The organism is Thioalkalivibrio sp. XN8, assembly GCF_011058255.1.
GTDB lineage: Bacteria > Pseudomonadota > Gammaproteobacteria > Steroidobacterales > XN24 > XN24.
Genome location: NZ_JAALFH010000011.1, coordinates 30,499 through 52,669 on the forward strand (window position 1 = coordinate 30,499; position 22,171 = coordinate 52,669).

Consider the following 22,171-nt stretch of genomic DNA (forward strand, 5'->3'; position numbering starts at 1 on the left):
CGCCCCCTAGTCTCCCGAAGCCACTTCGAGGCCGTAATGGGCGGGATCCTCCCGGCACCGTGCCTGGACTATCCTGAACCTGACTTCGAAGCCCTGCGGTGATGCCAAAGCCACGGAAGCCCGAGAATCGCCCCCTCCCCGCCCGGTGGCGGCATAAGCACGGGGCCTACTACTACCGGGTCCCACCTGGCTCGGAGAGCCAGTGGGACGGAAAACAGGAATTTCGACTGGGGGTGACGCTGGCAGAGGCGTATCGGGTATGGGCACTGCGGTTGGATCCGCCCGAGGGGATAAGGCTACTTGGAGACCTCTTCGATCGTTACGCAGCCGAGGTGGTCCCCGCGAAGGCTCCCAAGACTCAGGTGTCGAACCAGCTCTCGCTCAGGCGCTTGAGGTTGGTATTCGGCCAGGTGCCGGTAGCAGTGCTGAAGCCTCGACATGCCTATAGGTACCGGGACGAGGTTACACGCAGACACGGAGCCGCGTCTGCTAATAGGGACCTAGAGGTATTGTCACACTCCCTGTCTAAGTCGGTTGAGTGGGGAATTCTGGACAACAATCCGATAAAGGGACAGGTCAAGAAGAACCCGATCAAGCGGCGCGAACGTTATGTAGAGGACTGGGAACTCCGAGAAGCCTTGTCGGCCGCTGGAGAACCACTGCGGTGCTACATCACATTGAAGTTGCTTACGGGCCTCCGCAGATCAGATTTACTGCGGGTCACGACCGCCGATCTCAATACCGAGGGGATTCATGTTCGTACTTCAAAAACTGGTACCGCAGTGTTGATCCAGTGGACCACGCAGCTTCGCAATGCCGTTCAGGAAGCTCTCGACTCGCGACCTCGGACAGATGTTCCTTGGCTATTCTGCACTCGGCGAGGAGACTGCTATGTGAAGGGCAGTGGCTCTGTCAGTGGGTTTGACTCATTATGGCAGCGGTTCATGCGTCGGGCGCTTAGGACGACTGCATTGGAGATCCCGTTTCAAGAGAAGGATCTGCGCAAGAAAACCGCTAGCGACATGCCACTATACGACGCACAGATGTTACTTGGACACAGTTCCGCAACAACCACGGCGAGGCACTATCGCCTCCGGGCCAATAGAGTCACGCCTCACTCTCTAAGTGACGATTAGGCAACAACAGTTGTGTAGAATCCGGGTCAGGCTGGGAAAGAACTAATGTATCTAAAGCTGCTCTCGATTCATAACTACAAGTCGCTTCGTCGGATCGAATTTGAGCCGTCGCGCATGGCCTGCTTGATCGGCGCCAACGCCTCAGGCAAGTCTAATTTTGCTGACGCATTGGATTTCCTGTCTGAGGTCGCCACCGTTGGCCTCGAACTAGCGATTGCTAGGAAAGGGGGCTACGAAAACATCGCCTTCAGGAGACAACGCCGGTCAAAAGCGCCATTAGCGTTCCGCGTCGTCATTGAGGCTTCGTCGAAAGACCTCATTTCGATGGCGGAGGACCCGCATCCTTCGAGCGCTAGCGTACAAATCGATCACAGTTTTGTCTTTGGAACAAAAGGCGAATCGATCACAGCTCCGTTTCAGGTAGAAACCGAGCAGTTCGAAGTTAAGTATCGCGAGGCCTCAACCCAGCAATTCCGTCGAATCTATAGGATCGATCGCGACCAAGCTGGCGCCATCAAGGTTAGCAAAGGCAAGAAGATCCCCAAACATCTGAAGCATGAATCCGACTTCATTTCTCTCTACGGAATAGAAAGCTGGCAACGAATTGACGCATCTGCGCAAAGGCTATTGGTTGGGCCAGATCGAATCATCGATTCGTTTACCTACGCCTACAATCGCGCACTTTCAGAAACACAAGTTTTCCGATTCTCGCCTGACTCAACGCGCTCGCCAGGCGTCCCGACGCCGAATGCCAGACTTCGCAGCCTTGGCGAAAATCTTCCAGCGCTTGTTGATTGGTTGCAGCAGAACCACCCGCAGCAATGGCATCAGGTTATGGCTGGAATGCGTGATGTATTGCCGACCCTTCGAGAGGTTTCCGTAGATTACTCACCTTCCAAAACGCTCATCCTAAGGTTTCTCGAGAATGACACAGGGCGTCCTTGGGCGGCAGAGGATGTTTCGGACGGAACGATCCAGAGCCTTGCCATTTTCTGCGCCGCTGCGGACCCGCGGATCACGATCCTCCTCATTGAGGAACCCGAAAACTCTGTTCACCCTTGGGTCGTAAGATCACTCTTAGATAGGTTTAGGGATCTTAGTCGCGCTAAGACCGTTATCTTGACGACTCACTCTCCTACACTGATAGATCGCCTGGAGCCAAGTCAGGTTTGGATCTGCACAAGGCGTAATCTTGAGACAAAACTCAAGCGACTGACTTCTTATGATGCGCAGATCGAGGCTGACTGGCGAGATGGGAAGTACCGACTATCAGAATTCCTGGATTCCGGCTTGGTACCTAGTGCGGTCCCCGGGGGACAAGATTGACTCTTGGGATTGTTGTAGACGGTCGAGCGGAAAGCCAAGCATGGGCTCCTCTGGTTGATCGTCTCTGCGCGACTTTAGGCGTAACAGTTTGCCGCCCGGTCTATGCGGACATGCAACCGCGCGCCACCCCTCCCCAAGTTGCCCGAGCAGCCCTTAGTCGTATCCAGCTCTTGCGGCAACGTGGAGCGCAAAGAATCGTAGTTTTAATTGATCGGGATGACTCACCGATTTGCCCCGGTGAATTCGCCCGAGATTTGGAGGCAGCCCTTGATAATTTGGGAAGCCCTGCGAGCGTCGTCGTGAAAGACCAGTGCTTCGAAAACTGGCTTGTCGCAGATCCATCCGCTTTCCGAGCGATGCCCAGCCGATTCGCAGTCACACAGAGTTTCGAGCGCTCAGTGGCGCCTAATCGGGCCGACAATGCAGATGCGCTGCGCCTTATCAATCGAATCACGATACGACGAGAGTACGACAAGTCGTCTGATGCGCATGCTTTGTGTAAGCACGCCGAGCCAGCTCGGATGGCGGCAAATTCCCGTTCCTTCCGCCGTTTTCTTAGACTTCTCGGGCACCCAGACTTTGAATCGCAGAGCCGGAGGCCGGCACGTCAATAGGCGATCAGGGCGGGTGCAAGATTGGATTGCACCAACATCTATGGGACAACGGGTAGGAGATGGGACAAAAGAAAAGGGGTTGCTCTCGCAACCCCTTGATTTTTGGCGCGCCCGGAGAGATTCGAACTCCCGACCTTCTGGTTCGTAGCCAGACACTCTATCCAACTGAGCTACGGGCGCGTACTTGAACTCGGCTCCGGGTCGAACCCGGTCATTGTTGCTTCGAGGGTTCGAATCCCGCGAAACACCCATTCCAATCTGTGGCGGAGAGGGAGGGATTATCGGCCGCCTGCGACGGCTCGTTCCCTGCGCCGGCTCCGCCGGCTCCGGGTCGAACCCGGTATTCGTTGCTTCGAGGGTTCGAATCCCGCGAAACACCCATTCCAATCTGTGGCGGAGAGGGAGGGATTCGAACCCTCGAAGGGGCGTTTTAACCCCTTACTCCCTTAGCAGGGGAGCGCTTTCGACCACTCAGCCACCTCTCCGAAATCTTCACCTGCCGGTCGAAGCTGCCAGCAAACCCTCGAAGGGGCTTTATGACCCCTTACTCCCTTAGCAGGGGAGCGCTTTGCTCCGGGCGTCCTGCCCTCCGCCCTGCGGGTCAGCGCCGCTTCGCGGCCCTGACCAGGATCGCTCCCGGCGATCCTGTCGACCACTCAGCCACCTCTCCGGCTTGTTCGGCCGGAGCCACGCTCCCGCCGAAAGGCGAAGCATGATACCGAGGGGTGCTGGACAGGTAAAGGGTACGGGGGGCGGGATCAGGGTTCTTCGTTGCCCTGCTCGGGAGCTGCCTCGCCGCCGGGCGCCTGCTCCTTCTGGATGCGGTCGTAGATCTCGAGGCGATGCACGGTCACGTCCCGCGGAGCCGTGACGCCCAGGCGAACCTGGTTGCCCTTGACCCCGAGCACGGTCACCTGCACGTCGTCGCCGATGACGACCGTCTCGCCAACGCGTCTGGTCAGAATCAACATCTGTTTTCTACTTTTCGGACCGGTCCGGAGGACGAATAAGGGCCAATACTAGTCAATTTTGGCCAAATCTACAGTAAGTGGCATTTAGACCCGGTATAAATCACTGTTTTTTCCCGCATAAGGGAAAATTCGCCCACTTCGCATCAATTGGCGGCGACCGGCGCCTGGTCCAGTCCGAAGGCTTCATGCAGGCTGCGCACGGCGAGCTCCAGGTACTTCTCTTCGATGAGCACCGAGATCTTGATTTCCGAGGTCGAGACCATGCGCACGTTGACCCCCTCGCGCGCCAGCACCTCGAACATGGTCGTCGCCACGCCGGCATGGCTGCGCATGCCCACGCCCACCACCGAGATCTTGGCCACGCTGGCGCTGCCGAGCACGTCCCCCGCGCCGATCTCGACCGCCGCAGTACGGGCCAGCTCCATGGCCTGGTCGTATTCCTCCCGCGGCACGCTGAAGCTGAAATCCACGATCCCGGCCCGCGGCGCGTTCATCACGATCATGTCGACCACGATGTGCGACTCGGACACGCTCCTGAGGACGGCGTAGCCGTTGCCGGGACGGTCGGGCACGCCGGTGATGGTGACCTGGGCTTCGTTGCGCGAGAACGCGATGCCGGAGACGACGGGTGCTTCCACGTCTGGTTCCTCGTAACTGATCAGGGTGCCCTCGCCCACGCCGCTGTTGTGCAGCACGCGCACGGGCACGTTGTACTTGCCGGCGAACTGGACCGAGCGGATCTGCAGCACGCGCGATCCGAGGCTGGCCAGCTCGAGCATTTCCTCGAAGGTGACGCGCGCCAGGCGCCGCGCCTGCGGCACCATGCGCGGATCGGTGGTGTAGACGCCGTCCACGTCGGTGAGGATCTGGCATTCGTCGGCCTTGAGCGCCGCCGCCAGCGCCACGCCGGTGGTGTCCGAACCGCCCCGGCCGAACGTGGTCACCTCGTCGAGGCTGTCGATGCCCTGGAATCCCGCGACGACGGGGATCACGCCGGCATGCAGCTCCGCCTCGAGGCGCTCGGTCTCGACTTTCTCGATGCGCGCCTTGCAGTGCACGCTGTCGGTCAGGATCCGGACCTGGTGGCCGAGCAAGGAGCGGGCCGGAAAGCCCAGCTCCCGCAGCGCCATCGCCATCAGCGCGACCGACACCTGTTCACCCGACGACAGCAGCATGTCCAGCTCGCGGGGGTTGGGCCGGCCGGAAACGGCCATGGCTTTCGCCAGCAGCTCGTCAGTGGTGTCGCCCATGGCCGAGAGCACGACGGCGACCTCGTGGCCCGCGCGCCGCTGGCGCGCAATGACCTCGGCGGCGGCGCGGATGTGTTCCACCGTCGCCAGCGAGCTGCCCCCGAATTTCATCACGTAGCGCGCCACGGCGACCCCGCTCCGGTTCCGGCCTCGCCGGCTTACTGCAGGCGCTCGCGGGCGAAAGCCCGCGCCTGGTCCAGCGCCTCGTCGAGCCGCGCTGCATCGGCCCCGCCGGCCTGCGCCAGGTCCGGTCGCCCGCCGCCCTTGCCGCCCACCAGCGACGCCGCGGCATTGACCACGTCCACGGCGCTGAGGCGCTCGGCCAGGTCCCTGGTCACGCCGGCCACGAGCCGCACCTTGCCGTCATCCGCCGCGCCCAGCAGCACAACGCCGGTCCCGAGTTTCTGCTTGAACCGGTCCACCGCCTCGCGCAGCACTTTCGGGTCGCTGCCGTCGAGGCGCGCCACGTACACGCGGGCTGCGCCGACGGTCTCGGCCTGGGCCAGCGGATCCTCGCCGCCGCCGCCGGTCGCCAGCTTCGTCTGCAGCTGCTTGACTTCCTTTTCGAGCTGGCGCGACCGTTCCAGGAGCTGGCGGACTTTCTCGCCGGCCTCCTCCCAGCCGCCCTTCAGCAGGCCGGCTACCTGCTGCAGCGTCTCTTCGTGGCGCTCGATCCACTCGAGCGCGCCCTGGCCCGTGACGGCCTCGATCCGCCGCACGCCGGAAGCGATGCCGCTTTCCGACACGATCTTGAACAGCCCGATGTCCCCAGCCCGCCGCACATGGGTGCCGCCGCACAGTTCCATGGAGAAATCGCCGAGCCGCAGTACGCGCACGCGGTCCTCGTACTTCTCGCCGAACAGCGCCAGCGCGCCGCCGGCCACGGCCTCCTTGAAGGGCAGGACCTTGATCTCGGCCTTGGCATTGGCGCGAATCTCGGCGTTGACCAGTGCTTCGATCTCGGCCAGCTGCGCCCGGCTCACCGGCTCGTAATGCGAAAAGTCGAACCGCAGGCGGTCGGGCGCGACCAGCGACCCCTTCTGCTGCACGTGGTCGCCGAGCACCTGGCGCAGGGCGGCGTGCAGCAGGTGAGTCGCCGAGTGGTTCAGCACCGTCGCCTGGCGGGTGGCGCGGTCGACTTCGGCCCGCACCTGCTCGCCGCCCTCCACGCGCCCGCGGCGCATGCGCCCGTGATGGGCGTGGGCCTTGCCCCACTTGCGGGTGTCGGTGACCTCGAACTCCCCGGCGGCGGCACGGATCATGCCGACGTCGCCGACCTGGCCGCCGGACTCGGCATAGAACGGGGTCTCGTCCAGCACGATCACGCCCTCGTCGCCCTCGCCCAGCGCGTCCACCTGGCCCACGCCTTCCTTGAACAGGGCGAGCACCACGCCCGAGGCGCCGAGCGTGTCGTAGCCGACGAATTTCGACTCGAGCCCGAGTTCGGTCTTCGGCCCGTAGTCGGCCTCGAAGCGGCTCGAGGCACGGGCCCGCTCGCGCTGGGCCTCCATTGCGGCCTCGAAGCCCGCCTGGTCGACCGACAGGCCGCGCTCGCGCGCGATGTCGGCGGTGAGGTCCACGGGAAAACCGTAGGTGTCGTACAGCCGGAACGCCGTCTCGCCGGGAATCACCTTGCCGTCGAGCTCCGCGATGGCGTGATCGAGCAGGCGCATCCCTTGGTCCAGCGTCTCGGCGAAGCGTTCCTCTTCCTGGTGCAGCACCTTCTCCGCATGGCCGCGGGACTTGCGGAGCTCCGGATAAGCGTCGCCCATCTCGCCCTCGAGCGTCTCCACCAGGCGCCAGAAGAAGGGTTCGTGAATCCCCAGCTTGTAGCCGTGACGGATGGCGCGGCGGATGATGCGCCGAAGCACATAGCCGCGGCCCTCGTTGGAAGGCAGCACGCCATCCACGATCAGGAAGGCGCAGGCGCGGATGTGGTCGGCGATCACCCGCAGCGAGGCGTTGTCCGTGTCCTCGGCCCCCGCGAGCTCGGCCGCGCGCCTGACCAGGGCCTGGAACAGGTCGATGTCGTAGTTGGAGTGCACGCCCTGCAGCACCGCGGCCAGGCGCTCCAGCCCCATGCCGGTGTCCACGGAGGGCCGCGGCAGCGGCGTCATGGTGCCGTCCGCCGTGCGGTTGAACTGCATGAACACCAGGTTCCAGATCTCGACGTAGCGGTCGCCGTCCTCGTCGGGCGACCCGGGCGGGCCGCCGCTGACCTCGGGCCCGTGGTCGTAGAAGATCTCGGAGCAGGGCCCGCAGGGACCGGTGTCGCCCATGGCCCAGAAGTTCGAGTCCGCGCCCAGCCGGCTGAAACGCCCGGCATCGATGCCGATTTCCTGCAGCCAGATCTCCGCGGCCTCGTCGTCGTCCTCGTAGACCGTGACCCAGAGCTTCTCCGCGGGGATGCCCAGCACGCCGGTGACGTAATCCCAGGCGTAGCGGATGGCGTCTTCCTTGAAATAGTCGCCGAAGCTGAAGTTGCCCAGCATCTCGAAGAAGGTGTGGTGGCGCGCGGTGTAGCCGACGTTCTCCAGGTCGTTGTGCTTGCCGCCGGCCCGGACGCAGCGCTGCGAGGAGCAGGCGCGCTGGTAGGGCCGCTTGTCGTGACCGAGGAAGACGTCCTTGAACTGGACCATGCCGGCATTGGTGAACAGCAGGGTCGGGTCGTTGCCCGGCACGAGCGGGCTCGAGGGCACGACCTCGTGGCCGCGCGCGGCAAAGAAATCCAGGAAACTCTGGCGAATTTCAGCACTTTTCATGGCAGTCGGGCCGTCGGCTGGACGGCTGTAGAAAATGTAAGCGGAACATTGTGCGCCACAGCAGGAGCTGCGGCTAGTCCCCGATGGCCGCGCGGATCTGGTCGCCGGTGAAGCCGCGGTACTCGAGGAAGCGCGCCTGGCGCGCCCGTTCCTTCCACTCTCCCGGCGCCTCGGCGCCGAACCGGCGGCGGCGCGCGTCCCGCGCCAGTTCGTACCAGTCCACGCCCGCCGCCTCCAGCGCGGCGTCGATCTCATTCTCGGGCAGGCCCTGCTGGGAGAGGTCGCGGCGGATCCGCACCGGGCCCTGGCCACGGCTGACCCGGCTGTTCACCTGCGACTCGGCGTAGCGCTCGTCGGACTGCAGCCGGCGAGCCGCCAGGCCCGCGAGAACCTCGTCCACCAGCTCCGGGGGGATGCCCCGGGCCCGCAACTTGCGGCCGAGCTCGACGCGGCTGTGCTCGCGCCGCGCCAGCAGGCGCACCGCCGCGGCCTCGACCGCGGCCGCGGTCCAGTCCTCCGGCTCGCTCGCGGCCGCTGCGTCAGCCGGCCGTTTCTTCCGCATCGGCCTCCTGCGCAGCCGCGGCGCCGGCCTTCTTCGGCAGCAGGATGTCGCGCAACCGCGTCTCGATGTCCGCAGCGATCTCCGGGTTATCGACCAGGTACTGCCGCACGTTGTCCTTGCCCTGCCCGATCCGGTCGCCGTTGTAGCTGTACCAGGAGCCGGACTTCTCGACGATGTTGTGCGCCACGCCGAGGTCGATGATCTCGCCCTCGCGGCTGATGCCCGTGCCGTAGAGGATTTCGAACTCGGCCTGGCGGAACGGCGGCGCCACCTTGTTCTTCACCACCTTCACGCGGGTCTGGTTGCCGATCACCTCGTCGCCCTTCTTCAGGGCGCCGATGCGGCGAATGTCGAGGCGCACCGAAGAGTAGAACTTCAGCGCGTTGCCGCCCGTGGTGGTCTCCGGACTGCCGAACATCACGCCGATCTTCATGCGGATCTGGTTGATGAAGATCACCATGGCGTTGGTGCGCTTGATGGTGCCGGTCAGCTTGCGCAGCGCCTGCGACATCAGGCGGGCCTGCAGGCCGACATGCGAGTCGCCCATCTCGCCCTCGATCTCCGCCTTGGGCGTCAGCGCCGCCACCGAGTCCACCACGATCACATCCACCGCGCCGGAGCGCACCAGCATGTCGGTGATCTCCAGCGCCTGTTCGCCGGTGTCGGGCTGCGAGACCAGCAGGTCGTCCAGGTTCACGCCGAGCTTCTCGGCATAGGTCGGGTCGAGCGCATGCTCGGCGTCGACGAAGGCCGCCGTGCCGCCCGCCTTCTGCGCCTCGGCGATGACCTGCAGCGTCAGGGTCGTCTTGCCCGAGGACTCAGGGCCGTAGATCTCGACCACGCGCCCGCGCGGCAGGCCGCCGATGCCCAGCGCCACGTCGAGACCCAGCGAACCCGTGGACACCACGGGCACGTCGCGCACGATGGCCGAATCGCCCATGCGCATCACGGAGCCCTTGCCAAACTGTTTCTCGATCTGGCCGAGTGCGGCGGCCAGCGCCTTCTTGCGGTTGTCGTCCATCGGTATTCGTTCGCTCTCGGGAGGTGGCGTGGAGTGGGGACCGATTATTTCACATCCGGGCCGGCCCGGCAGCGGCCATTTCGGGGTGCAGCGACCCGATTCGCGCCAGCGCAGCGGCGGCGCTTGACGCCTGACCGCGGCGCCGGACCGCGCAAGGCTCCCTTCGCTCACAAAATTTCAATATCGCTCAGTGAGCCTTGCACGTCCCGCCCCCGCTGCCATCAACCACCATCGGTCCACGTTGCGCACCGGAACTCCGCTGACATCGCCGACGCGTCCGTACGCCGCGGACAAGACCGACGCCTGGCGCGGATATCCGGTGCGCGACTGCCGGCCGGGCCCTGCAACCCGCCAGCGGGGCCGGGACGTCATGGGCCCGTCGAGCGAGATAAGACTTCCCGAGCGAGAGGGGCCCATGACGGCGCGGTCTCGCGGTCAGGTCTTGGCTGAGCCATGGCTGACAGTCCCGCTTCGCGGTCAGGGGTGCCGGTGGACGACGTGGTACACCGGCCCAGTGGGCAAGGTCTCCGAGCGCGCCAGCACGAAACCGTCAATGGGCCACGCCACCGGCTGGATCTCGCCCTCCCAGTCGCAGCCGGGGCATTTGCGCAGCACCGTCAGGTGCGGCCGGAACGGCCGCGGGTCAGGCTGGAAACCTAGGGGCGCCAGCACCGCCCGCAGGTTCTCGGCCAGCGCAGCCGCCGCAGGCGAGGGCTGGCGGCAGCCGAGCCAGGCCGCGCGCGCACCCTTGAAATAGCCGTGGCGGTCGATCCGCAGCGTGCACGGCTCGAAGGTCACCCGCGCCGCCGCCGCATGCAGCTCGGGCAGGCGGTCCTCCGCCACGCTGCCGAGGAAAGCCAGGGTGAGGTGGTAATTGCGCTTCGGGACCCGCCGGCCGCGGCAGGCGTCCAGCAGCGGCCGGGCGGCCGCCGCCAGCGCGTCACGAACCTCCGGCCGGGGCCACAGGGCGTAGAACAGCCGCAGCTTCAACTCATCGTGATCCCGGTGAGTGCGCGGGCCACGGCCTGGCGGCGGATGCCGTCCCGGTCGCCCTGGTAATGCTCGAGCCGCGTCTTCACGCGCACATCCTCGTCGGTGCGGCGCGCCCAGGCGAACCACACGGTGCCGACCGGCTTCTCCTTGGTGCCGCCGGCCGGGCCGGCGATCCCGCTCACCGCCACCGCGCGGTTGGCTCCGGTCCGCTCGAGCGCCCCGCGCACCATGGCCTGCACGACCGCCTCGCTGACCGCGCCCTCGGCCCTGATCAGGTCCGCGGGCACCCCCAGCAGCGCCGTCTTCGCCACGTCGGCATAACTGGCGATGCCTGCCAGGAACCACTCGGAGCTGCCCGGGACGTCGGTGATCGCCTTGGCCACCCAGCCTGCGGTGCAGGACTCGGCGGTGACGAGACGTTCGTCGTGGGCGACCAGCCAGACGCCGACTTCACGCGCGAGCTTCAACAGGCGGGAATCGTCAGGAATCATGCCGGCCTCCTCCCTCGGACGGCCTAAGCCTGCCATCAAGCCGGGCCGCGCAAAAGAGGGGGCGAAGAGCAGCTGCCTAGGCGCCGCTGCCCGCGGCCGCGGGGACTGGAGCCGCCACGCGATTGCCGCCCGCTTTCTTGGCCAGGCGCAGCGCCTGCGCGGCGCGCTGCAGCACGGTTTCCGCGCACTCGCCGGGCGCATGTTGCGCCACCCCGAAACTCGCCTGCAGCGGCTCGCGGATGGGCTCGATCTCCACCGCCTGCCAGGCGGTCCGCATCCGCTCGGCGATCTCCGCCGCGCCGGCCCGGTCGATCCCGGGCAGCAGCACGATGAACTCCTTGCCGCCGTAGCGCGCCACGCAGTCCGAATCCCGGCTGGTCTGGCGCAGCAGCGTGCCAAAGGCCACCAGCACCACGTCGCCGACCGGGTGGCCGTAGCGCTCGTTGATGCGCTTGCAGCCGTCGGGATCGGCCGCCACCAGGGACAGCACGCTGCCGTCCCGCGCGACCCGCTCGAGCTCGGCCGCCAGCGCCTGCTCGAGGGCGCGGCGGTTGCCCACGGCCGTCAGGCCGTCGGTCAGCGACAGCCGGCGGATCTCGTCCTCCCGCTGCCGCAGGGTCACGTTGGCCTGTGCCAGCGCATGCTTAGCGTCCGCCGATTCCCGGTTGAGCTCGAGCATGACGTCGTTCAGGCGTTGCAGCTCCTCGACGTCGTGTTCCGCCAGCAGGTACAACCGGCCCTCCCGGCGCCAGGCGCGTCCGCGCAGCGTCCAGGTGCGGCCGGAGTGATCGCCAATGGTGAACATGCCCTCGTGGCACGCCCCGTCCGGGCCCGTCGGCTGGTCGCGCAGCCGGGCGAACGCGGGCTGGATGAAATACGCAGCCACGGCCGTCGCCTCGTCTTGCGCCGGATCGAGCCCGAACAGCCGGCGAAAGCCGTCGTTCGCCTCCACCAGCTCGCCGTCGGTCGTGACGACAGCGGCAGCGACGGCGCGCGAGCTGGCCAGCTGCGGGGAGATCCAGCTCATGCCGAAGTCAGGCGGCCAGCGCCGCGGCGGCCGCGGAATCGCGCCAGGCACTCCGGATCGAGTTTCACGATCATCCCTGTCTGCTCCAGGCCGGCCCGAGGGAAAAATGCCGGCGCCTGTCCTCGAGTAAGATGACTAGCTCAACCCGGGTCGGCACAATACGGGGTTTCCGGCAGGGCCTGCCGCCCCGGGGCCCGGTGGAGAGTGGAGCTTGAGCGAGATTTCCGAGCAAAAACAAGCTGATCCGCCGGAATCGCTGGAAGCGCACACGCCCATGATGCGGCAATTCCTGCGCATCAAGGCCGAGCACCCCGACACCCTGCTGTTCTACCGCATGGGTGACTTCTACGAGCTGTTCTACGACGACGCCCGCCGGGCGGCGAAGCTCATCGACATCACCCTGACGACCCGCGGCCAGAGCGCCGGCCAGCCGATCCCCATGGCGGGCGTGCCGGTCCACAGCGTCGAGGGCTACCTGGCGAAGCTGCTGCGCCAGGGCCAGTCGGTGGCGGTCTGCGAGCAGATCGGCGACCCGGCGACGAGCAAGGGCCCGGTCGAGCGCCAGGTGGTGCGGGTGGTCACGCCCGGCACGGTGACGGACGAGGGCCTGCTCGAGGAGCGCCAGGAAGTGCTGCTGGGCTGCGTGCATCCCGGCGCCGCCGGGATCGGCCTGGCCTGGCTGGACCTGGCCGCCGGGCGCTTCCGGGTCGCCCGGCTGGACGGCCCGGAGGCCCTCGCCGCCGAGCTCGAGCGGCTGCGGCCGGCGGAACTGCTGGTGGACGAGGAGGCCCGGCTGCCGGCCGCGCTGCGCGACCTGCCCGGGGTGAAGACCCGCCCGCCCTGGCACTTCGACCTGGACACGGCGACCCGACTGCTGTGCCGCCAGTTCGGCGTCGGTGACCTGGCCGGCTTCGGCTGCGCGGACCTGCCCGAGGCCGTGCAGGCCGCCGGCTGCCTGCTGCAGTATGTGCTGGACACCCAGCGCAGCGCCCTGCCGCACCTGCGCGGCCTGGCGACCGAGACGCGCGACGAGGCCTTGCTCATGGACGCGGCCACGCGCCGCAACCTGGAGCTCGACCGCAGCCTCAGCGGCCGCCACGAGCACACCCTGCTCGGCGTGATGGACGAGACCGCGACGCCGATGGGCGGCCGGCTGCTGCGGCGCTGGCTGAACCGGCCGCTGCGCGACCGCGCGGTGCTCGAGGGGCGGCACGAGGCCGTCGAGCGCCTGCTGCTGGCCGGCGACATCGCGGCCATCCGGAGCCAGCTGCGCGGCATCGGCGACCTGGAGCGGATCCTTGCGCGCGTGGCCCTGCGCAGCGCCCGCCCGCGCGACCTGGCGGGGCTGCGCGAGGGCCTGGGCCGCCTGCCGGCGCTGCGCGCGGCACTGGCGGAGGTGGGTGCGCCGCGCCTGGCGGAACTGGCCGCGGAGTGCGGCGAGCACGATGAAATTCACGGCCTGCTGGTGCGCGCGCTGGTCGAGCAGCCGCCGGTGCTGGTGCGCGACGGCGGCGTGATTGCAGCGGGCTGGGATGCGGAGCTCGACGAACTGCGCCAGCTGTCGACCGAGGCCGACGGCTTCCTCGACGCCCTGGAGGCGCGGGAGCGCCAGCGCACCGGGCTGCCTTCGCTCAAGGTCGGCTACAACCGGGTCCACGGCTACTACCTCGAGATCAGCCGCGCCCAGGCGAAGAATGCGCCCGCCGACTACAGCCGCCGCCAGACGCTGAAGGCCGCCGAGCGCTTCATCACGCCCGAGCTGAAGGCGTTCGAGGACAAGGTACTGTCGGCACGGGAGCGCGCGCTGGCGCGGGAGAAGGCGCTGTACGACGACCTCGTGGAAACGCTGGTGGCGCGACTCGGGCCGCTGCAGCTGATGGCCCAGGCGGTCGCCGAGCTCGACGTGCTGGCCAACCTGGCCGAACGGTCCGAGGCGCTCAACCTGAGCCGCCCGCGCCTGGTGGCGCAACCGCGGCTGGCCATCAGGGGGGGGCGCCACCTGGTGGTGGAACGCGTCTCGGCGCAGCCGTTCATCCCCAACGACCTGGCGCTGGACGACCGCCGGCGCATGCTGGTCATCACCGGCCCGAACATGGGCGGCAAATCCACCTACATGCGCCAGGCCGCGCTGATCGTCATCCTCGCGCATGCCGGCAGCTTCGTCCCCGCCGAATCCGCCGAGCTCGGGCCCGTGGACCGCATCTTCACCCGCATCGGCGCCTCGGACGACCTGGCGGGCGGGCGCTCGACCTTCATGGTGGAAATGACGGAAGCGGCCAATATCCTGAACAACGCCACGGCCCACAGCCTGGTGCTGATGGACGAGATCGGGCGCGGGACCAGCACCTTCGACGGCCTGTCGCTGGCCTGGGCCTGCGCCCATTACATCGGCGAGCAGCTCGGGGCCTTCACGCTGTTCGCCACGCATTACTTCGAGCTCACGGCGCTGGCACGGGAGTTGCCGGCCTGCGCCAACGTGCACCTTGACGCCACCGAGCACGAGGGCAGGCTGGTGTTCCTGCACAGCGTGCGCGAGGGCCCGGCGAACCAGAGCTACGGCCTCCAGGTCGCAGCGCTCGCCGGCGTCCCGCCGGAGGTCATCCGGCGGGCGCGCGGCTACCTGCGCGAACTGGAGCAAGGCCGCGCGACGGCGCCGGGGCCGCAGCCCGAGCTGCCGCTGTTCGCGCCGCCGCCAAGGCCCGACCCGGTGGCGCAGCGCCTGCGGCAGCTCGATCCCGACAGTCTCAGCCCGCGCGAGGCGCTGGCAGTCCTGTACGAACTGAAAGCGCTGGACGGGCGCGACGACAAGGGCGGAGGCCCAGCCAAATGACGGTCTTGCTGATGTTTTTCTTCCTGGCGATCCTGGTGTCCTTCGCCTGCTCGATCTGGGAGGCGGTGCTGCTGTCGGTGACGCCGAGCTACGTCACGCGCGCAACCGCAGAGGGCGGCCGCACGGGCAAGCTGCTGCAGGAGTTCAAGGACGACATCGACCGGCCACTGGCGGCGATCCTCACCCTCAACACCGTCGCCCACACCGTCGGCGCCATCGGCGTGGGCGCCCAGGCCAGCCGGCTATGGGGCAGCGGCGGCTTCGAGTTCGCCGGCATGACCATCGATTACGAGGCGATCGTGGCGGCCGTGACCACGCTGGGCATCCTGGTGCTGTCCGAGATCATCCCCAAGACCCTCGGCGCCAATTACTGGGAGCGGCTGGCGCCGCTGACGGTGCGGGCGATCAAGCTGCTGATCCTGGCGCTCTATCCCCTGGTGTGGATGAGCCAGGTCATCACGCGTTTCCTCAAGAAGGACAAGAGCCAGCCGGTGTTCAGCCGCATCGAGTTCCTGGCGATGACCGAGATGGGGCGCCTCGAGGGCCAGCTTGACGAGCGGGAGGCGGAAATCATCCGCAACCTGCTCAGCCTCAACCAGCTGCGGGTGCACGACGTGATGACGCCGCGGCGGGTGGTGGTCGGGGGGGACCGCGAGGAGACCGTGGCGGAATTCATGGCCGACAACCCGGAGCTCGTCTTTTCCCGCATCCCGGTCTACCAGGGAGATATCGACACCGTCACCGGCGTCGCCTTCAAGGACGACCTGCTGGCCGCCATGGCGACGGGCGACGGCGAGCGGACACTGGCGGAGCTGGAACACGAGGCCCTGTTCGTACCCGAGACGCTGTCGGTGGCCGGCGTGCTGACCCAGCTGCTGGAGAAGCGCCAGCAGCTGGCCGTGGCGGTCGACGAATACGGCATCACGGCCGGGGTGGTGACGGTGGAGGACGTGCTCGAGACGCTGCTGGGCCTGGAGATCATGGACGAGCAGGACTCGGTCGCCGACCTCCAGCACCTGGCGCGCGAGCGCTGGCTGAAGCTGCACGAGCGAATCGGCAGCCCGGCCCTGGGGCCGGTGCCGCTGGATCCGTCGGCGAAAAAACCTTCCGACTAGGCCCCGCCGGGGCCCGCACCCTCTGCGGCGAGCAGGCGCTCGAGCACGGCGCGGTTGCTCCAGGAGCTCGCCCGACTGATCGCGGCGGGCAGGGGCAGCCAGGCGTAGCTGCAATGCTCGGCCGGGTCGAGGCGGATCGCGGCCGGCGCGGGCAGGCGCAGGGCGAAGGCATGCTCGAGGTTCTCGGTCACGCCGGGCGCGAACTTGTGCCGCCAGGCCGGCGCGATAATGAAGCGGTGGCTCACCTGCAGGTCGACGAGACCGTCGGCACCCAGGCCCGTCTCCTCGGCGAGCTCGCGGATTGCCGCCGCGCGGGGCGCCTCGCCGGGTTCCAGGCTGCCGGTCACGGACTGCCACCAGCCGGGCGGTTCGTGCCGCTCCAGCAGCAGCGCCTCGCCGGCCGCCGTGTAGACCGCCACCAGCACCGACTCCGGCCGCTTGGGGACTGTCCCCGGGACAGTCCCCACCCTCGGGTTATTCGGCGACAGGCTTGCGCACCCGGATCGACAGCTCGCGCAGCTGTGCCTCCGGGACCTCGCTGGGCGCGTCGGTGAGCGGGCAGCTCGCCGTCTGGGTCTTGGGAAAGGCGATCACCTCGCGGATGCTGGCGGCCCCGGTCATGAGCATCACCAGCCGGTCGATGCCGAAGGCGATGCCGCCGTGCGGCGGGCAGCCGTACTTCAGGGCGTCCAGCAGGAAGCCGAACTTGCTTCGCGCCTCTTCCTCGCCGATGCCGAGCAGCTCGAACACGCCCTGCTGCATGGCCCGGTCGTGGATACGCACCGAGCCGCCGCCGATCTCCGAGCCGTTCAGCACCAGGTCATAGGCGCGCGACAGCGCTTCGCCCGGGTTGGCGGCCAGCAAGGCGTGGTCGTCCACCGCCGGCGCGGTGAAGGGATGATGGAGCGCGAACCAGCGCTGCTCGGCCTCGTCCCACTCGAACATCGGGAAATCGACCACCCACACCGGGCGCCAGCCCGTCTGCAGCAGGCCGAGGTCCGCGCCCAGCTGGTCGCGCAGTGCGCCCAGGGCGTCATTGACGACGCTCGCCTTGTCGGCGCCGAAGAACACCAGGTCGCCGGTCTCGGCGCCGGTGCGGGACATGATCCCGGCCACGGCCTCATCCGGCAGGAACTTCAGGATGGGCGACTGCAGCCCCTCGCGCCCCGCCCCGGCGTCGTTGACCTTGATGTAGGCCAGGCCGCGGGCGCCGTAGCGCGCCACGAAGGCAGTGTACGCGTCGATCTCCTTGCGCGTCAGGCTGGCGCCGCCAGGCACCCGCAGGGCCGCCACGCGGCCCCTCGGGTCGGTCGCCGGGCCGGCGAAGACCTTGAACTCGACGTTGGCCACCAGGTCCGCGACTTCCACCAGCTCCAGCGGGTTGCGTAAATCCGGCCGGTCGGTGCCGAAGCGCTCCATGGCCTCGGCCCAGCGCATCCGCGGGAAGGGACCGGCCAGCTCGACCTCCAGCACCTCGCGGAACAGCTCGCGCACCATGGCCTCCATCAGGCCCGTGATGCCGTCCTCGTCCATGAACGACAGCTCCACGTCGAGCTGGGTGAACTCGGGCTGGCGGTCGGCGCGCAGGTCCTCGTCGCGGAAGCAGCGCGCGATCTGGTAGTAGCGGTCCAGCCCCGACATCATCAGCAGCTGCTTGAACAGCTGCGGCGACTGCGGCAGGGCGTAGAACCTGCCGGGGTGGTTGCGCGCCGGCACCAGGTAGTCACGCGCGCCCTCCGGCGTGGCCTTGGTGAGCACCGGCGTCTCGACGTCGACGAAGCCATGGGCGTCGAGGAAGCGCCGCAGCGCCCCGGTGACGCGGTGGCGCAGGCGCAGGTTGCGCAGCATCTCGGGGCGGCGCAGGTCGAGGTAGCGATAGCGCAGCCGCAGGTCCTCGCCGGCCGGCTCGTCGTGGTGGAAGGGCGGCGTGTCGCTGCGGTTGAGCACCTTGAGTTCCCGGGCCACCAACTCGACCTGGCCGGTAGCCAGGCCGGGATTGGCGGTGCCCTCGGGCCGGCGCCGGACCTCGCCCGTCACCTGCAGCACGAACTCCGAGCGCAGGCTCTCGGCCAGGGCGAACATGGCCCCGTCGTCCGGGTTGAACACCACCTGCAGCAGGCCCTCGCGGTCGCGCAGGTCGACGAAGATCACCCCGCCGTGGTCGCGGCGGCGGTGCACCCAGCCGACGACCGTGGCCTGCTGGCCGATCAGGCTTTCGTTGAACTCGCCGCAATAGTGGGTACGCATGACCTTGGCTTCCTTCGAGAAGGGCTGTGCCGGCGCCCGGGACGCGGCCGGCGAAGGGCCGGGGATGTTACTGGGGCGTCTCAGGCCGTGCAAGGCTGGCCTTGGCGGCTTCAGGGCTGGTCCAGCGTGGGATCGCGACGCCGAGGGAGATGATGAAGCGCAGGCCCTCGTCGACCTTCATGTCCAGCGCCACCAGCTCGTCGCGGGGCACGAACAGGACGTAGCCGGAGGTGGGATTCGGCGTGGTCGGCAGGAACACGCAGACCACCTGTTGCGCGGTGCGGTACTGCACCTCGCCCTCGAGATCGGAGGTCTGGAAGCACATGCTCCAGAGCCCCCGGCGGGGATACTCGACCAGCAACACCCGCTTGAAGGCCGTGCTGTGGTCGGCGAACAGCGTCTCGGCCACCTGCTTGGAGCTGGAGTAGATGCCTCGGACCAGCGGGATGCGCGCGACGATGCGATCGCCGATCTCCACCAGCCGGCGGCCGGCGAAATTGGTCACGAACAGGCCGGAGAACAGCAGGATCACCACCGCCAGCAGCAGGCCCAGCCCCGGGATGGAGAAACCCAGCAGGTTCTCCGGCCGCAGCGGCTCGGGCAGCAGCAGCAGGATCCGGTCCACGAAGCCGATCAGGAACCGGACCACCAGGAAGGTCACGACGAGCGGGATCCAGAGGATCAGCCCGGTGACCAGGTACTTGCGCAGGGTCTTCAGCAAGGCGCGCTACCTGCCGGCGCTCAGGCCGTGCCCTCCGCCTTGCCGGCGGCGGGCTTGCTCGCGGCGGCCGGCTTCGCGGCGGGCTTGTCCGCCGGCTTGGCGCCATCGCCCGCCGGCTTGCTGTCGGCCTTGCTGTCGGCCTTGCTGTCGGCCTTGCTGTCGGACTTGCTGTCGGACTGGGCCAGGTTGCGCTGCTTGTCGCCCTTGCCCTTGAAGTCGGTCTCGTACCAGCCGCTGCCCTTGAGGCGGAAGCGCGGCGCGGAGAGCTGGCGCTTCAGCTGGGGCTCGCCGCAGGTCGGGCAGTGCACCAGCGGTTCGTCGGACAGCTTCTGCAACGCGTCCAGCGTGTGGCCGCATGCGCCGCACAGGTACTCGTAGATCGGCATTTCAGTGATACCCCCACAGGACCGGGCCTGCCGGCCCGACGCAAGTATGTACGAATCGGCCCCGCCTGGGGACTGTCCCGGGGACAGTCCCCATTTAGCTGAATTCCAGCCCGTCCGGGCTGGCGTCCACCTGCACCGTGGTGCCCGGCCCGAACTCGCCGCGCAGGATGCGCTGCGCCAGCGGGTTCTCGACCTGCTGCTGGATCGCCCGCTTGAGCGGCCGTGCGCCGTAGACCGGGTCGAAACCCGCCTCGGCCAGCCGGTCCAGCGCCGCCTCGCTCAGCTCGAGCTGCATGTCGCGCTCGGCCAGGCGGGCGCGCAGGTGCGCCAGCTGGATCTCGACAATGGCGCGGATCTGCTCGCGGCCCAGGGCATGGAACACCACCACGTCGTCGACGCGGTTGATGAACTCCGGCCGGAAGTGCTGCGCCACCACCTCCATCACGGCCGACTTCATGGCCTCGTAGTCGCTGGCGGGTCCCAGCTCCTGGATGCGGTTGGAGCCGAGGTTGGAGGTCATCACGATGACCGTGTTCTTGAAGTCCACCGTGCGGCCGTGGCCGTCGGTCAGGCGGCCGTCGTCGAGCACCTGCAACAGCACGTTGAAGGTGTCCGGATGCGCCTTCTCGACCTCGTCGAGCAGGATCACGGAATAGGGCCGGCGCCGCACCGCCTCGGTCAGGTAGCCGCCCTCCTCGTAGCCGACGTAGCCCGGCGGCGCGCCGATGAGCCGGGCCACGGAGTGCTTCTCCATGAACTCCGACATGTCGATGCGCACCATCGCGTCCTCGGTGTCGAACATGAATTCCGCCAGCGCCTTGCACAGCTCGGTCTTGCCGACGCCGGTCGGGCCGAGGAACAGGAAGGAGCCGATCGGCCGGTTCGGATCGGACAGCCCGGCGCGCGAGCGGCGAATGGCGTTGGAAACCGCGAGCAGGGCCTCGTCCTGGCCGATGACGCGCTTTTCCAGCGCCTCTTCCATGCGCAGCAGCTTGTCCTTCTCGCTCTCGAGCATCCGCGAGACCGGGATGCCGGTCCACTTGGAGACGACCTCGGCCACCTCCTCGTCCGTGACCCGGTTGCGCAGCAGGCGGGTTTCTTTCTTCTCGTGCTCGGCCGCTTCGGCGAGGCGCTTCTCCAGCTCCGGGATCCGGCCGTACTGCAGCTCGGACATGCGGGTCAGGTCGCCGGCCCGGCGGGCGGTCTCGAGTTCGACACGGGCGCGCTCCAGCTCCTCCTTGAGGTGCGAGGCGCCCTGGACCTCGGCCTTCTCGGCCTTCCAGACCTCCTCGAGGTCGGCGTACTGGCGTTCCAGCGACTCGAGCTCGGTTTCCAGCGCCTGCAGGCGCTTCTTCGAGGCCTCGTCGGACTCCTTCTTCAGGGCCTCGCGCTCGATCTTGAGCTGGATCACGCGCCGCTCGAGCCGGTCGAGCTCCTCCGGCTTGGAGTCGATCTCCATGCGGATGCGGGAAGCGGCCTCGTCGACCAGGTCGATGGCCTTGTCCGGCAGCTGGCGGTCGGAAATGTAGCGGTGCGACAGGGTGGCGGCGGCGACGATGGCCGGGTCGGTGATCTCCACGCCGTGGTGCACTTCGTAGCGCTCCTTCAGGCCGCGCAGGATGGCGATGGTCTCCTCCACGCTGGGCTCGTCCACCAGCACCTTCTGGAAGCGCCGCTCCAGCGCCGCGTCCTTCTCGATGTACTTGCGGTACTCGTCCAGGGTGGTGGCGCCGACGCAGTGCAGCTCGCCGCGCGCCAGCGCCGGCTTGAGCATGTTGCCGGCGTCCATGGAACCCTCGGCCTTGCCCGCGCCGACCACGGTGTGCAGCTCGTCGATGAACAGGATCACGCGGCCTTCCTGGCGCGCGAGATCGTTGAGCACGGCCTTGAGCCGCTCCTCGAACTCGCCGCGGAACTTCGCGCCGGCGATCAGCGCGCCCATGTCCAGCGACAGGATGCGCTTGTCTTTCAGGCCTTCCGGCACCTCGCCGTCGACGATGCGCTGCGCCAGCCCCTCGGCGATGGCGGTCTTGCCGACGCCGGGCTCGCCGATCAGCACGGGGTTGTTCTTGGTGCGCCGCTGCAGCACCTGGATGGTGCGCCGGATCTCGTCGTCACGGCCGATGACCGGGTCGAGCTTGCCCTGCTCGGCGCGCTCGGTCAGGTCGATGGTGTATTTCTCCAGCGCCTGGCGGGTTTCCTCTGCCGACGGGTCGTCCACCTGCTTGCCGCCGCGCACCTCCTCGATGGCCTTCTCCAGCGCGTTCTTGACGGCCCCGGCCTCGCGCATGGCCTCGCCGAGCGCGCCCTTGTCCTCCAGCGCCGCCAGCGCGAACAGCTCGCTGGAGATGTACTGGTCGTGGCGCTGCTGCGCCAGCTTGTCGGTGACGTTCAGCATGCGGTCGAGGTCGCGCGAGATATGCACTTCGCCCGGCGTGCCCTCGACCCGGGGCAGGCGGTCCAGCGCCTCGCCCAGCCGCGAACGCAGGCGGTTCACGTTCACGCCGGCCTTGTCGAGCAGGTGGCGCAGGCCGCCGCCCTGCTGGTCGAGCAGCGCCACCATCACGTGGACGGGCTCGATGTACTGGTGGTCGCGCCCGACGGCCAGGGACTGGGCGTCGGCGAGCGCCATCTGGAACTTGCTGGTCAGTCGGTCCATGCGCATGGGGGTTCCCCGGGAATGACTCGGTTTATTCCGATATGGGGTGTTCCGGCGCGG

General features: G+C 67.7%; 16 protein-coding genes and 2 tRNA genes. 3 read left to right on the forward strand and 15 right to left on the reverse strand.

Going from position 1 to position 22,171, the window contains the following annotated elements:
- Positions 1–1,181: 1,181 nt before the first annotated feature.
- A complete protein-coding gene (locus G6N75_RS01300) occupies positions 1,182–2,462 on the forward strand; it encodes an AAA family ATPase (RefSeq protein WP_165346259.1) in 1,281 nt (426 codons plus the stop codon).
- Positions 2,463–3,179: 717 nt separating this feature from the next.
- Here G6N75_RS01300 and G6N75_RS01310 read toward each other — a convergent pair.
- The 10 genes from G6N75_RS01310 to G6N75_RS01355 form a co-directional block, all read right to left on the reverse strand.
- Positions 3,180–3,256: transfer RNA gene (locus tag G6N75_RS01310), tRNA-Arg, on the reverse strand.
- Between the two features lie 211 nt (positions 3,257–3,467).
- Positions 3,468–3,561, reverse strand: a tRNA-Ser gene (locus G6N75_RS01315).
- Between the two features lie 273 nt (positions 3,562–3,834).
- Complete coding sequence (gene csrA / locus G6N75_RS01320) at positions 3,835–4,047, reverse strand: carbon storage regulator CsrA (protein WP_165346261.1); 213 nt, start codon at positions 4,045–4,047, stop codon at positions 3,835–3,837.
- 143 nt (positions 4,048–4,190) lie between these two features.
- Positions 4,191–5,423, reverse strand: a complete 1,233-nt coding sequence (locus G6N75_RS01325; protein ID WP_165346262.1) for an aspartate kinase — start codon at positions 5,421–5,423, stop codon at positions 4,191–4,193.
- A gap of 32 nt (positions 5,424–5,455) precedes the next feature.
- Positions 5,456–8,059 (reverse strand): alanine--tRNA ligase, encoded by a 2,604-nt coding sequence (alaS, locus tag G6N75_RS01330; RefSeq protein WP_165346263.1) that lies wholly within the window; start codon positions 8,057–8,059, stop codon positions 5,456–5,458.
- A gap of 73 nt (positions 8,060–8,132) precedes the next feature.
- A complete protein-coding gene (locus G6N75_RS01335) occupies positions 8,133–8,621 on the reverse strand; it encodes a regulatory protein RecX (RefSeq protein ID WP_165346264.1) in 489 nt (162 codons plus the stop codon).
- On the reverse strand, positions 8,599–9,642 hold the full coding sequence (gene recA, locus G6N75_RS01340) for a recombinase RecA (RefSeq protein ID WP_165346265.1): 1,044 nt from the start codon (positions 9,640–9,642) through the stop codon (positions 8,599–8,601). Before recA ends, G6N75_RS01335 begins: the two co-directional genes overlap by 23 nt.
- Before the next feature lie 477 nt (positions 9,643–10,119).
- A complete protein-coding gene (gene thpR / locus G6N75_RS01345) occupies positions 10,120–10,632 on the reverse strand; it encodes an RNA 2',3'-cyclic phosphodiesterase (RefSeq protein ID WP_165346266.1) in 513 nt (170 codons plus the stop codon).
- The gene (locus G6N75_RS01350) at positions 10,629–11,126 is read right to left on the reverse strand and encodes a CinA family protein (RefSeq protein ID WP_165346267.1); all 498 of its coding nucleotides are present in this window, start codon (positions 11,124–11,126) and stop codon (positions 10,629–10,631) included. Before G6N75_RS01350 ends, thpR begins: the two co-directional genes overlap by 4 nt.
- Positions 11,127–11,202: 76 nt before the next feature.
- On the reverse strand, positions 11,203–12,153 hold the full coding sequence (locus tag G6N75_RS01355; RefSeq protein WP_165346268.1) for a GGDEF domain-containing protein: 951 nt from the start codon (positions 12,151–12,153) through the stop codon (positions 11,203–11,205).
- A 274-nt stretch (positions 12,154–12,427) separates the two neighbouring features.
- On the opposite strand from G6N75_RS01355, the gene mutS reads away from it, so the two are divergent.
- The gene (gene mutS, locus G6N75_RS01360) at positions 12,428–14,983 is read left to right on the forward strand and encodes a DNA mismatch repair protein MutS (protein ID WP_165346374.1); all 2,556 of its coding nucleotides are present in this window, start codon (positions 12,428–12,430) and stop codon (positions 14,981–14,983) included.
- A complete protein-coding gene (locus G6N75_RS01365; RefSeq protein ID WP_165346269.1) occupies positions 14,980–16,098 on the forward strand; it encodes a hemolysin family protein in 1,119 nt (372 codons plus the stop codon). Before mutS ends, G6N75_RS01365 begins: the two co-directional genes overlap by 4 nt.
- Here the strand turns inward: G6N75_RS01365 and nudB are convergent.
- From nudB to clpB, 5 genes are all read right to left on the reverse strand, one after another.
- Positions 16,095–16,565 (reverse strand): dihydroneopterin triphosphate diphosphatase, encoded by a 471-nt coding sequence (gene nudB / locus G6N75_RS01370; protein WP_165346270.1) that lies wholly within the window; start codon positions 16,563–16,565, stop codon positions 16,095–16,097. The two genes, G6N75_RS01365 and nudB, sit on opposite strands and share 4 nt — an antisense overlap.
- A 7-nt stretch (positions 16,566–16,572) precedes the next feature.
- Positions 16,573–18,345, reverse strand: a complete 1,773-nt coding sequence (aspS, locus tag G6N75_RS01375) for an aspartate--tRNA ligase (protein ID WP_165346271.1) — start codon at positions 18,343–18,345, stop codon at positions 16,573–16,575.
- Between the two features lie 67 nt (positions 18,346–18,412).
- A complete protein-coding gene (locus G6N75_RS01380; protein ID WP_165346272.1) occupies positions 18,413–19,066 on the reverse strand; it encodes a DUF502 domain-containing protein in 654 nt (217 codons plus the stop codon).
- Between the two features lie 20 nt (positions 19,067–19,086).
- Positions 19,087–19,452, reverse strand: coding sequence for a zinc ribbon domain-containing protein (locus G6N75_RS01385; RefSeq protein ID WP_165346273.1), 366 nt, complete (start codon positions 19,450–19,452; stop codon positions 19,087–19,089).
- A 94-nt stretch (positions 19,453–19,546) separates the two neighbouring features.
- Positions 19,547–22,117 (reverse strand): ATP-dependent chaperone ClpB, encoded by a 2,571-nt coding sequence (gene clpB / locus G6N75_RS01390; protein WP_165346274.1) that lies wholly within the window; start codon positions 22,115–22,117, stop codon positions 19,547–19,549.
- Positions 22,118–22,171: the final 54 nt, after the last annotated feature.